The 12,604-nt window shown below is 64.8% G+C and carries 10 protein-coding genes; 5 read left to right on the top strand and 5 right to left on the bottom strand.

Features of this window, described 5'->3' with window-relative positions; all coding sequences use genetic code 11:
- Window positions 1-8: 8 nt before the first annotated feature.
- From EHF32_RS03390 to EHF32_RS16000, 4 genes are all read right to left on the bottom strand, one after another.
- Complete coding sequence (locus EHF32_RS03390) at window positions 9-2,969, bottom strand: glycoside hydrolase family 3 C-terminal domain-containing protein (RefSeq protein WP_238343778.1); 2,961 nt, start codon at window positions 2,967-2,969, stop codon at window positions 9-11.
- A 76-nt stretch (window positions 2,970-3,045) separates the two neighbouring features.
- Window positions 3,046-3,453 carry a hypothetical protein gene (locus EHF32_RS03385; RefSeq protein ID WP_137416817.1) on the bottom strand — a complete coding sequence of 136 codons (408 nt, stop codon included), beginning with the start codon at window positions 3,451-3,453 and terminating at the stop codon, window positions 3,046-3,048.
- A 141-nt stretch (window positions 3,454-3,594) separates the two neighbouring features.
- Complete coding sequence (locus EHF32_RS03380) at window positions 3,595-5,952, bottom strand: glycoside hydrolase family 3 N-terminal domain-containing protein (RefSeq protein WP_238343777.1); 2,358 nt, start codon at window positions 5,950-5,952, stop codon at window positions 3,595-3,597.
- A gap of 263 nt (window positions 5,953-6,215) precedes the next feature.
- Window positions 6,216-6,665, bottom strand: a complete 450-nt coding sequence (locus EHF32_RS16000; RefSeq protein WP_137419096.1) for an FtsX-like permease family protein — start codon at window positions 6,663-6,665, stop codon at window positions 6,216-6,218.
- 299 nt (window positions 6,666-6,964) lie between these two features.
- Here EHF32_RS16000 and EHF32_RS03365 point away from each other — a divergent pair, with 299 nt between their 5' ends.
- Window positions 6,965-7,348: a helix-turn-helix domain-containing protein gene (locus tag EHF32_RS03365; protein WP_137416814.1), complete on the top strand. Its 384-nt coding sequence runs from the start codon at window positions 6,965-6,967 to the stop codon at window positions 7,346-7,348.
- 263 nt (window positions 7,349-7,611) lie between these two features.
- On the top strand, window positions 7,612-8,307 hold the full coding sequence (locus tag EHF32_RS03360; protein WP_137416813.1) for a TIGR02391 family protein: 696 nt from the start codon (window positions 7,612-7,614) through the stop codon (window positions 8,305-8,307).
- Between the two features lie 56 nt (window positions 8,308-8,363).
- Here the strand turns inward: EHF32_RS03360 and EHF32_RS03355 are convergent, their stop codons facing one another.
- The gene (locus tag EHF32_RS03355; protein WP_137416812.1) at window positions 8,364-9,566 is read right to left on the bottom strand and encodes a PIN domain-containing protein; all 1,203 of its coding nucleotides are present in this window, start codon (window positions 9,564-9,566) and stop codon (window positions 8,364-8,366) included.
- 405 nt (window positions 9,567-9,971) lie between these two features.
- Between EHF32_RS03355 and EHF32_RS03350 the strand changes: the two genes are divergently transcribed.
- The 3 genes from EHF32_RS03350 (at window position 9,972) to EHF32_RS03340 (ending at window position 12,600) form a co-directional block, all read left to right on the top strand.
- The gene (locus tag EHF32_RS03350; RefSeq protein ID WP_137419095.1) at window positions 9,972-10,781 is read left to right on the top strand and encodes a HamA C-terminal domain-containing protein; all 810 of its coding nucleotides are present in this window, start codon (window positions 9,972-9,974) and stop codon (window positions 10,779-10,781) included.
- Window positions 10,782-10,783: 2 nt separating this feature from the next.
- On the top strand, window positions 10,784-11,299 hold the full coding sequence (locus tag EHF32_RS03345; protein WP_137416811.1) for a DEAD/DEAH box helicase: 516 nt from the start codon (window positions 10,784-10,786) through the stop codon (window positions 11,297-11,299).
- Between the two features lie 48 nt (window positions 11,300-11,347).
- A protein-coding gene (locus tag EHF32_RS03340; RefSeq protein WP_137416810.1) for an IS3 family transposase occupies window positions 11,348-12,600 on the top strand; the annotation gives its coding sequence in 2 pieces (ribosomal slippage) (window positions 11,348-11,630 and window positions 11,630-12,600; 1,254 coding nt in all).
- The last annotated feature ends 4 nt before the right edge of the window (window positions 12,601-12,604 follow it).

The raw sequence follows: 12,604 nt of genomic DNA, 5'->3' as shown, positions 1-12,604 counted from the left end.
GCCACGGCTCATCCGGCCGTCACCGTGCTGCGACGGTGACGACGCACGCGCAGCACGACCATGACGACGGCTCCCAGGATCAGCAGTCCCATCACCGACGTGATGACGATCTGCCACACGACCCACGCCGGCGGCGTGTAGGCGACGGTCGCGCCAGGAGCGAGTCCGTTCATCGCGTTCGAGTTGGCGACCGTGAACAGGATGTTGTGGGTCGCCTGACGGATGTCCGTCACGGCCTTGGCCGAGCTCGAGTCATTGAACGACTTGGAGGGCTGGAAGGTCAGCATCAGGTCGGTGCCGCCCGCGATGCCCTCGTTGGGGTTCATGTAGGGGTAGAGGTTGAAGTCCGAGATGGCGAAGCCTTCGAAGCCCCACTCCCCCCGCAGGACCGTGTCCATGAGCGCCTCGGAGCCACCCGCCCAATGCGAGCCGATGCGGTTGAACGAGCTCATGATGCCCGCTGCGCCGATCGTCGTGGTGTCCAGGGTGCCCTGATCGTCGGCGAGGTAGGTGACGTCCATGGAGATGTTCTTGACGCCGATCTCGAACGGCTTCAGGTAGATCTCACGGATAGCCTGCTCGTTCGCCCAGGTGGCGAGACCGTTGTTGACGCGGTTCGTCTCCTGCTCGTTCATCGCATAGTGCTTGATGAGTGTGTAGACGCCCTTCGTGCCGACACCGTTCGCGACGGCCGTGAGCATCTCGCCAGAGAGCACGGGGTCCTCGGAGTAGTACTCGAAGTTGCGCCCGCCGAACGGAGAGCGATGCAGGTTCACTGCCGGGGCGTACCAACCGTTGATGTTCTTGAAGATCGCCTCGTTGCCGAGCATCACACCCATCGCGCGTCCCAGCTCCACATCCCACGTCTGTGCGATGAGCACTTCGGACGGGTAGGCGGTGCCGTTGATGGCGGAGTTGATGAAGGACGAGAAGCCTGCGGGGCCGTCCGGCTCGAGCGTCTGGGGCTTGCCGATGGAACCGATGGCGGCCGTCTGGTACGCACCGTTCAGGAGCATCGCGGACATGTCTCCGACGCTCAGCGAGTCCAGCAGCTCGTCCCACTTCGGGTCGTCCTTCGCGAGACCGCGCATGTCGATGAGCGACAGGTCGGATGCGGCGCCGGTGGCGGGCATCTCACCCTCGAAGGCGTCGGCCTCGGCGTCGGCGTCCCACGCGTCGAACCCAGCGGCGACCGCCTCGTCCGCCACGAGCATGTCGCCCGTCGGAGCGGTCGGGAAGGTGCCCGCGAAGTCGGCGCGCGAGAACACGGGGATCTTGCCCGCCTCGTCTTCGGTGGTGAACTGGGCCGACACGTCGTCGAACTGGTTCGTGACCTCGGTCAGGTCCGAGGCGCGGTGGTCGTCACCGGAGTAGACGACGTCCTCGGCGACCGTGTAGCGAACCGGCTCGGTTCCCGCCGCCACGGTGTGGGAGTCGGTCCGGACGGTGAGCTCGTACTCCCCCGCCTCGAGCACGTAGGCACGCTCGTTCAGGTAGTCGTAGGACGCCATGTCCTCGACCGCGACCTCGATCGTCACCTGCTCGCTGGAGCCGGGTTCGATGACCCCCGTCTTGGCGAAGCCGCCGAGTACCACGGCGGGCTTCTCGATGCCGCCCGGCGTGTACGGGGCCGAGTAGTACAGCTGCACTACATCACGACCGGCGACCGAGCCGGTGTTGGTCACGTTCACGGTGACCGCGATGTTGCCGTCGACGCCGCCCGCCTCCGTGCCGGTGATCGCCCACGCGAAGTCGGTGTAGCTCAGTCCATAGCCGAACGGGTAGACGACGGCCTGGTCGTAGTCGATGAAGCCCTCGACCGCGGCGGTCTCGTAGTAGCGGTAGCCGAAGTAGATGCCCTCTGCGTAGTTGACGAAGGGCGCCTCGTCGGTGACCGTCGCGTTCGACGTCGCGCTCTCCGTCACGGGGACCGGATACGACGGGGAGACGTTGTCGTAGATGAAGTTGCCGAAGTTGGCGAACGTCGGGTCGGCCGTGAAGTCGTCGGCCCAGAGGTCGACGGTACGACCGGAGGGGTTCACTTCGCCCGAGAGGATGCGTCCGAGCGCGTTGAACGCCGTTGCGCCGGGCGAGCCCGCCAGCAGCACGGCGTCGATTCCCGCGTCGCGCTGCAGGTCGCCGAGCTCGAGGGTGGTCGAGGCGTTCACGACGACGACGACCTTCTCGAAGTTGGCTTGGGCGAGTGCGATCATGTCGCGCTCGTCCTTGTTGAGCTCGAGCTGGTGCTGACCGGGCTCGGCGTTGTCATCCCACGCCGACATATCCTGGGTCAGGTCGCCGCCCTCGCCACCGGGACGGCCGATGAACACGATGGCCGCGTCGTTGAACTGCCCGAACGTGCCCGCCTGCGCCTCGTACTGTGCCACCGGCATCTCACCGATGTTGTACGTGGAGATGTCAGGGCGGTCCATCTCGATGTGACCACGCGGGTTCTCCGCGGCGAAGCTCTCGATGGCGCTGTACACGGCGTCATTCACGCCGAAGCCGGCGTTCTCGATGCCCTGGCGGGCGGTGATCGCCGAGTTGGTGTCGACCGAGCCCGAACCGGAGCCGCCGTAGACGGGATCGGCGGCCGCGCGACCGAACATGGTGACCTGGGCGCCACCCGCGAGAGGCAGGGCCGCCGCGTCGTTCTTGGCGAGGACGATGCCGCCGGCGCCGATCTGCTCGACGAGGTCCAGCGCTGCCGCATCCACCTCGTCGAGCGAGGCGTAGTCGGCCGAGTAGTACTCGGTGTCCCATCCCTCGGACTCCTCCGAGTTCGTGAACGTGTAGGTGCCGGAGCCGAGCTGCGACGCCACCCATCCGGTCGCGACGTTGAGTGCGACGTTGACGACGACCGTCAGGATCGTCACGAGGGCGATGATCGGGATCCAGATCGCCAGGTACTTCTTGTTGGACATTCGGGCCTTCACGGCCGCGGCGCCCGAGGATGGGCGTGCGTTCACGACGGTTCTCCTTCGGTGGTGTGACGCGTTATCGGACAGCCCACCCGGCGGCTGAGCCGCCGGGTGGAGCCGGATATCAGTTGGAGGCCTCGGAGATGGTGCCGTCCTGGTCGATCTGGTAGGTCGTGCCCGACTCGGCCGAGACGGCCTCGATGACGTACTTGCCATCCTTCACGTTGACCGTGCCGGTCACGCGCTCGGCGGCCTCGGACTTGACGAAGGGCATGACGAGCAGGCCGTACTTCTCGGTCGGCTGCTTGACGTCGCCGGCGAGCATGATCTGCGTGAGGTTCGCGTTCTCGGCAAGCGCGTCCTCCACTGCCTGACGGGCCGTGGTCAGGTCGTCGGCGACATCCACGTCGGCAGCCTGGTTCTGGGACGTGGCGGGGGCGGTGTCGCCCGACGAGCACGCGGCGAGCCCGAAGGTGCCGGTGGCGGCGATGAGGGTCGCGAGGACCGCTGCGCGCATCTTGGTGGTGTTCATGTCTGCTCCTTTTGTGTTCCTCCCGGACGCTTCCACCGCCCGGGTCCTGCTGTGCTGCTCACCGGGGCGCGACGCATCGGCTCCGGTGTGCGTGGTGTCGGATGCGGTCGGCGACATCGGCCGCCGACCGCATCCGAGGTCTCACTCCGAGATCACTCCGGAGTAGTTGAGGCCGAAGCCGTAGTCGTACGTGTTCCCGTCGGCGTCGCTGTAGGGGGTCATGTCCTTCGCGATGTCCTCGAGCTGCGCCTCCACCGTGTCCATGTTCGCGGGGAACTGGATCGGCAGACGCCCCTTCGGCTCGTGCAGGCCCAGCGCCACGTCCAGCAGCGCCGCGTCGCTCGTTCCGAACCCGACGATGAGTGCGTCGGAGTCGGCCTCGAACTCGGCCGGGATGGTCGCGTTGCTTGCCTTCAGCACCGTGATGAGCGGGATGTCCTTGCCGGATGCCGCAATGGCGTCGCGGGCACGCTCGAAAGCGTCGAGGTCGGACTCGTTCAGCACCTTGGAGGTCTTGCCGTAGTACGAACGGTTCTCCTTGCTGCCGTCGGCCAGCAGGTCACCGCTGATCGAGGTCTGGCGTACGTTCTCGCCGTCCGCCGTGTACGGGCGGTACTGCAGCGAGAGCGGGTAGAACTCCTTCGTCTCCGGGTCACGACCCGCGTTGGTGAAGGTGCCGCCGTTGTCGGGGCTGTTCAGGCCCACGAGCACCAGATCGACATCGCTCAGGTCCGGAGCCGTGTAGCTGACGACCTGCTCGTTCTCATCGAGCACGACCTCGTCCGTCAGGACGGTCCCGAAGTACTCCTCGGCGACCTCGAGGTCGATCCCGGCATACTCCTTGTACTCCGCCGGGCCGAAGGCGCCGGCGATGCCGACGTTGTAGGAACGCGGGATGTAGACCGTCTTGTCGGACCAGTCCTCGGCGTCTGCCGCGGTGACGGTCTCACCGTTGTTCTTGAGCATGACGACGGAGTCGAGCTGCGCGTCGTAGCCCGCCTTCACCTTGTCATCGCTCGCGAGGATCTTCTTGGACTCCTCGATGTCGACGAACGGGTTCTCGTAGAGGCCCGGGTTCAGCATGAGCGTCAGGATGCGGGCACCGGACTCGCGGAAGCGGGTCTCCGCGTCGATCTCCTGCTCGCCGGCCTCGAACTCCTGCTGCCACAGCTCGGCCGCCTCGAGGATGTGGGTCGCGTCGTTGACGCCCCCGAACATGTCGTGACCGGTCTCCAGGACCTTGACGTAGCGCTCGGCCGGAGTCAGGTCTTCGGCGCCCCAGGCCATCGCGATGAAGGCGTCCGGGTCGTTGACGCCGGTCATGACACCCCAGTCGGTGACGACGACGCCGTCGTAGCCGTTCTCCTCGCGGAGGATCGCCATGCGGCCGGCGTCGTACGCCGTTCCCGTGCGATCGTCGAACAGCGGCTCGCCGTTCTCATCGAGCGCGATCGAGTACGCGGTCATCACAGCCGCCGAGTCGAGCGATCCGAGGAAGCCCTCGGTGTGCTCGGACAGGTTGCCGCCCGGGTACACGCCGTACTTGCCGGCCTCGGTGTGAGACTCACGGCCGCCCTCGCCGGGGCCGTCGCCCGCCCAGTGCTTGATCATGGCGTTGACCGACTCGGAGCCCCACGTGTCTTCGCCGCCGGTTCCCTGGAAGCCGCGGACGTACGCCGCTGCGAGCTCCTCGTTCTGGGCGACATCCTCACCGAACGTGCCCGCGACGCGCAGCCAGCGGGGCTCGGTGGCGAGGTCGATCTGCGGGCTCAGGGCGGTCGCGATACCCAGGGCGCGGTACTCAGCGGACGCCATCTCGCCGAACTCCTCGGTGTGCGACGCGTCGAAGGTTGCCGCGAGTCCGAGGCTGGACGGCCAGCGCGAGATGTCGGCGCCGTCCGCGTTGTATCCGCCGGAACCGGCGGTCGAGCGCGGGTCGGAGCTGAAGTTGACCGGCACGTAGGGGGTGCCGTCGGTCGCCAGCGTCTCGACGTAGGCCTGCATCTGGTTGACCCACGGCACCGTCTCGTCGACGTTGCTGCCGGCGGCGTTGAGGACGTTGCGCAGGTTCGACTCGGAGAGGTAGGTCTCCTGCGCCTCGGTGAGTCCGTCTCCCGGGCTGCGCTCGTGGGAGCTCACCAGCATGAGACCGGCGATCTGCTCGATCGACATCTCGTCGGCGAGGGCGGCAGCGCGCTCCTTGGAGTCGAGGCGCCAGTCCTCCCACGTGTCGAGTTCGCCGTTGCCGTTCATGTCCTTGAACGCGTACGTCGCGCCGTCGTCCTCGACCTCGAGGAGCTCGATGGGACCCTCGGCGGAGTACGACAGTGTCTTCCCGCCCCGGGGGTTCTCGACGACCACGAAATCCGTGGTGCCGTCCGAGACCTCACGGGTCTTGTACGTGGACGAGTCAGCGTCACCGAACGTGCAACCGGTCAGGGCGATGGCGAGCCCGAATCCGGTGATCACGGCGATCTGCTTGCGTGGCAGAGCCTTCATTGGCATATCCCTTTCGTCATCGACGACACCCGCACGCGCCATGCGCGCGAATGCTGGCCCCGCCTCTGGGGCCGCACCGTCGATCTCCGCGACTGCGGGACTCTCGGACGGGTACCGAGAGACCGTTCAGGGGCGGTCTGGTGCTTCTTCGAGGCTGTCATCGCGGGATCGGTCGATCCGGGTTTGCGCATGATCGGTCGATTACGCTGCACAACCTGTCATCCCCGCGGACACGCCGTGATCGGTTCGTTATCCGAAGGGGCTCAGGTCGGGTATCGAGAGCGAGGGACGGCCGGGAAACCGGGTCGAGCCGTAGAGCCCTGACGAGTGGCACCACGGCTCCGAGGAGGAGACCACGGTCGGCGCGAGCGCTGTGAGAAGGAGCCAGTGTGCGGCGGGACCTCCAGTGCCGAGGAGAACGACAGCCCCCAGAACGTCGCACCGCGCAGAAGGATGGAGACGACGAGGCTGAGGCCCACGCCGACGAGGGTTCCCCCGACTCCTGCGATCAGGCCGAGCAGTCCGAGCTGAGCGCTGTCCTGGAGGGAGAGCTTGCGGCGCGACCACCCCAGGGCACGATAGAGCCCGATCTCCCGCTGTCGATATCGCGTCAGCAACGCCCCGAGCGAGAGTCCGCAACCAAGACTGAATATCAGCAGCAGCGCGCTGATCCCGGCGGAGACGATGGTGAGGAACTCGCGAAGGATCTTCAAGTAGCCGCCGAAACAGTGATGCGCGCGTACACAGAATTGGAGGCAGACGGACTCATCGAGACGAGGGCCGGAAGCGCGGCTCGCGTTCGGGCCGGCCACCGACCGCCGGAGGGCGTACGAGGAGCCGCCTCCGCGCTGATCTCGGCCGCGCGCCAGCACGACATGACCATGTCGGACACCGTTCAGATGGTTCACCCGCTGTGGACGACGGAGAGCGAGACTGTCCCGGTCCATGACGACGTCATCACCTGAGCAGGAAGACACTCTCCACCTCATAACGAGGTGGAGGGTATCCGAGGGTGGACCTGAGGCATCACTACTCGAAACAATTGGGCGGCACTCCCCCGGTTCAGCGCCTCGTCGACGAGGCCCGCGAATCCGAGCATCCACGCGGCAGCGCGGCGGCTGTGAAGCGAGCGAGGCAACTCCGGCCGGAGGAGATCGAGACGCTGATCACCCATGACAGGGAGAACGGGAGTGTCACCGCGGCGGCGAAATCAGTGGGCATCACCCGGCAGACCGCGGGCAGGTACCTTACGACTGCTGGCATTGTCACCATCCGACGGATGAGCAACGACGACATCGCTCGCGCCCGCGACACTCACGAAGCCGGCAAGTCCGTACACAGCATCGCCCGCATGATCGGTTTCAGCCCACACACCGTGGCCAAAGCGTTGAAGTAGCGCGGCGTCGGGGAGATCGAAGCTGTTCGGCCGATGCCTGCAGTCGCACTTACGCAACGTGAAGCATGCTGCAGTTGACGTTGCTATTTCGCGCCTTTCCGCGGGCGTGCCATACGGGCCTCACCAACCGACGAGACCGCGCGGGCGCGCTAACCGTTCCCACCCGGCGCTGGCCGACCCGCTAACGCCCGCCCTCGACCACGCCTCGGCGCATCTGACCTCCTCCGTCAGCCCGCCTCCGAACTGGGGTCTAAGGTCAGTCCATGGCCCTAGACCCTGACCTGCTCCGTCAAGGAAGCACGGAAGATATTGCGCTCGACCTCCTTCGAGGGCTCGGCGGTGAGGGCGCAACCGTAAATGGCTACAACCTGATGAACGACGCACAGCAGCAGTTCTCGTCGGAACCCGATACCGCGGCGCTCGTCGGCCGTGTCGGTGACGCGTGGGCGTGGCTGATCGCCCATGAGTGCGTAGGACAAGGTCTGCAGTCTTCCGGGCATTGGATGCGAGTGACTCAGCAAGGGGCTCGTCTCGCCCAACGCGCCGACGCGGCCCTGCATCTACAAGCCGAGAGGCTGATCTCTGGGGACCTGTCTCCTCAACTACGTCAGACGGCGAAACCTGCCTTCGCTCGGGGAGACTTCGAGACGGCGGCGTTTGCCGCGATGAAGGCGGTCGAAGTTGAGGTTCGCACCCTCAGCGGCCTCCCGGACAGCCTCGTCGGAGTCAAGCTCATGCAAGCCGCGTTCAACTCGGACGGGCCGCTTACGGACCAAGCGGCGGAAGGTGGGGAACGCGAAGCCATCATGAAGCTCTTCGCGGGCGCGATCGGCGCCTTCAAGAACCCGGCGAGCCACCGCACTGTCCACTTCGACGACCCTGTCGAAGTGGCGGAAATCGTCCAGTTCGCCGACCTGCTCCTACGAATGCTCGCCCGTACGGCGGCTCGCAGAATCTAGTTCACCCAGGCCCGTGGGGGGAAGGGCGGGGAAGGCGAGCATCAGCCAACCAAGCATCAAAGCGCTGGACGTTGCTCCCCGCCACTAGTAGCGGCATGTTCGGGCTCGCTGTCAAACTGCGAGGTGGTCGGATTCTCGAAGTTTGACAGGTCGGTCGTCACGTTCGGGTCCGATGGTTCATCCGCGAGCACGATGCTTGTAACTCGGTACTGCCCCGGTCCGTCGCTGACATCGATCTCGACGACTGCCCGCGCAAAGATCGTCGCTCCAACGCCGAAGTACCAGTCATTCAGATCGTCGTAGATCTCGAACACACCTTCATCGTCCTGGAGCCACGCGCTCTTTTCTACCGCACCCTGGATGGCCAGTACGACGTCGGACGTGCCGGACACCAAACCGTAGGCATCCTCTTCGAACACCCACGATGTGTTCTGATCGATCGCAGCGATCATCGCGGACTCAAGCGACGGCATCTGGAACTTTACGAAGTCCGGGTAGTCGTAGTCGCCGCCGTAGACCATCTGCATCGAGACATCCTTGCCATCGAGGCTGAATAGCTCGTTGGTTGCGACCTCGACCATCTCCCTTGTCCTCGCAGCGTGCTCGACGACGGCCTGGACCTCAGCCAGTGCTCGAGCAGTTGTCTGTGCTGAGACGACCCGACCGCGAGCGAACGCGCGGCTATCGAGATCGTCGAGGAGATCCGCGTGGAACGTCTTCTTGTCGTCGGTCAGGAAGCCCTTGTCTGCCGTCACGAAGATGAGCTTCTCGTCGTCTTCGAGCCAGCCCAGGCATTCAAGCACCGTCTCCCAGATGACGGCATCCCGGTAACCGGCCGACCACCCCTCGCTGCCGACCTCCAGGAAGGGCCGCTTCCGGGCAAGGTCGCGCGCGACCAGGCGTGCCGTCAGGTCATGCGCGACTGGGATCGGCGCCACTTCGACTCCGGAGTGCGCCTTCAGCGCATCGAAGCTCTTGTCGATCTGCTTCCACAGACCATCGAAGCTCCTCTTCAGCTCGTTCGCTGTGCCGCTCACGTCGATCGGGTTGCCGCGCATTCTATCGACGACCCTGGTTATCGCACCGTGATTGTCCTGCACCCAGTCGTGCTGCTGACGGAGCAGCTCGTCGAGCACGACATGTGGGAACACCACCTTGCACTCGCCACGTGACGCGTGTGCGAGGAGCTCCTGCCCAGGTACGTTCTTCATCCAGGGGTCACGATGGACCGCGTTGGTATCGATCACGACAAGGGTCATGGACCATTATTGTCGGATGGCGTCGGGCTACTGGTCGAAGGCCGTCAACATGGATGCCCACGTTGCGAGGTCGTCGAGCCGGACCGTCCACCGCCCGCTCCACCCACCTGGGCAGACTTCGAAGAAGACGTAGAGCCGACCCGCTTGGCGAAGCTTCGATATTGGTGCGTGTCCGACGCCATCGTTAGCGTTTGCGCTATGCGCGGCGCACATCGCACGAGGGTAGCGACGCTTGCTCATGCGTGGAACGGCCTTCGGACGGATCATCTCCATTCCAGAAGGAGGATGCGCACAGACGCGTCACGCCGGGCACAACTGGCGCTTGCGTATAGGCTCCACATAAAGCCGCCGCGAACTCGGAGTGTGGGCCCGTTGGTAACCGTGCATGAAGTACGCGTGCAGGACATGACGCTTTCACCGACCCTGACTGCGTTGTGCGCTGGTTTCGAAGACGGTGAGTGGCGTTCAAATCAACTTACCCAAGACATTTTTGACCGACACCTCGCCTCGTTCGCGCTGAGTTTCACCGAGTGGAGCGAGATCGACGGCAATACGGCAGCGATGATGTTGCGCAAGGCCGCGAAGGCGGTCTATGCCACCAAGAAGTACGGCCTGCGTGGAGAGTTCGGCGAGTTGCTGTTGCACGCGGCTGTGAAAGACTTCTTCGACGCTCAGCCGGCGGTCAGCAAGATCCACTTCAAGGACAGTGACAATGACACGGTCAAGGGGTTCGATTGCGTCCATCTGGTTGAGTCGGATGGCGAGATAGAGCTCTGGTTGGGAGAAGTGAAGTACTACAAGAGCCTCTCCAAAGCCATCACCGACGTCGTCGCGGAGCTGAAGGATCACGTCGCTGCGGGCTTCCTCCGGCGGGAGTTCATTGCGATCACGAACAAGCTGGACTCAGCGTGGGCGCACACCGAGACGGTGAAGCAGTTGCTCCATGAACATCGCACTCTCGATGAGATCCGCGATCGGCTCGTTATACCCGTGATGCTGACCTATGACAGCGAGACCGTTGCAACGCACAGCGCGAACGATGAGGCGTATCGGTCGGCCCTGACCGCCGAGGTTACTGCGGGGTGGGACAATTTTGCAGCCGCGGTCGATGACGACTTCCCCGTGACGCTGCACCTCATTCTCGTCCCACTCGCAAGCAAGAAGCGGTTGACGAATCTGTTCCACCAGCGGCTCGAAGTCTGGAAGCACCTCTAGCCATGCCGACAGAGACACCTGACACGTTTGACCAGTTGCGCACGATCGCCGATTTGACGCGCGCGCCCGAAGACGCATCCCGCGGGCGCGAGCTCCTCGTGCGCTTTCTCGACACGTACCCCGGCAATACAGCCGAGCAACCAATCGTCGACGCCCTATGCATGCGATTCGGCCTCTTGCCGTACGTCAGCTCGACCGCAAGTGGAGTCGGCTCATGGGAGGCCTTCGCGCTCGAACTTCATACGCCACCCGAGTTGGCCGAGGACGGATTCACGTTCCATACGGAACAGCAGCGGGTGTACCAGCGTCTGATGGATGGCGAGAGCGTCATTCTGTCTGCCCCCACTTCGTTTGGTAAGTCGGTGGTCATCGACGCTCTTCTTGCTTCCGAGCGGTGGTCGAACCTCGTCTTGATCGTGCCGACCATCGCACTCATTGATGAAACACGACGGCGAGTGGCGCGCTTTCGAAACTCATACAAGGTGATTACGCACCCCTCGGAGCATTTCGCTGAGTGACTCGCCCCGGCATGTCCGGAGACAGGATTCCTTGGAAGGATCTGTCTCATGGGACGTCCCAGTAAGTACCCGCGCGAGCTACGCGAGCGCGCTGTCCGTATGGTCGCCGAGGTGCGATCCGACTATCCGAGCGAGTATGCCGCGATGACCGCTGTCGCGCAGATGCTCGGCGTCGGGTCGTCAGAAACGATCCGCACGTGGATCCGCAGGCAGCAGGTCGACGCGGGCGACCGGCCCGGAATCACGACCGACGCCGCGGTGGAGATCAAGCGGCTAAAGCGGGAGAACGCGGAACTGCGGCGGGCGAACGAGATCTTGAAGGCGGCTTCGGCTTTCTTCGCGGCCGAACTCGACCGGCCACGAGGGCGATAGTCGGCTTCATCGACGCGCATAGGGATCGCGCCGACGGTGGCCTCCGATGGGGTGTCGAGTCGATCTGCGCCGTGCTCACCCAGCACGGCGTGAAGATCGCCCCATCGACCTACTACGACGCGAGGGGCCGCGGTCCGTCACCACGTATTGTGTCGGACGAGAGGTGGAAGCCGATCATCCTGACCACATGGCAGACGCACCGGAAGGTGCTCGGGGCCCGCAAGCTCTGGCTGCGGTTGCGTCGCGACGGGCACGACATCGCCCGTTGCACGGTCGAACGCCTCATGCGCGAGCTCGGGATCACCGGTGTCGTCCGCGGGAAACGGAAACGTCCCGTCGATACGGATCTGCGGGAGACCAGGCCCGCGGACCTCGTCGACCGGCACTTCGCCCGGTTCCGCACGAACCAGCTCTGGGTCGCCGACTTCACCTACGTCTGGACGTGGTCCGGATGGGTCTACGTCGCGTTCGTGTTCGACGCGCACTCCCGCCGCATCATCGGGTGGAGAGCGGCGACCTCGATGACAACTCCGCTCGTGCTGGACTGCCTCGACATGGCCCTGTTCACCCGCCGCCGCGAAGGCGTCATCGGGTTCGCCGGGCTCACGCACCACACCGACGCGGGCAGCGTCTACACCTCGATTGCCTTCACCGACCGGCTCGTCGACGAAGGCATCGACCCGTCGGTCGGATCCGTCGGCGACGCATACGACAACTCCCTCGCGGAGTCACAGATCGGGCTCTACAAGTCCGAACTCATCCATCACGACGGGCCCTGGCACGACATCGATCAGGTCGAGGCGGCGACCGCGTCCTGGGTGCTCTGGTTCAACACGGAGCGCACCCACGGCTCTATCGACGACCTCACGCCCCTCGAGGTCGAGCAGCTCGACTACGCTCGCATCGAACCGGTCCGAAAAGCCGGCTGACACC

Source organism: Microbacterium sp. RG1 (assembly GCF_005347485.1).
Taxonomy (GTDB): domain Bacteria; phylum Actinomycetota; class Actinomycetes; order Actinomycetales; family Microbacteriaceae; genus Microbacterium; species Microbacterium binotii_A.
This window is presented reverse-complemented; position numbering and strand designations above follow the sequence as displayed.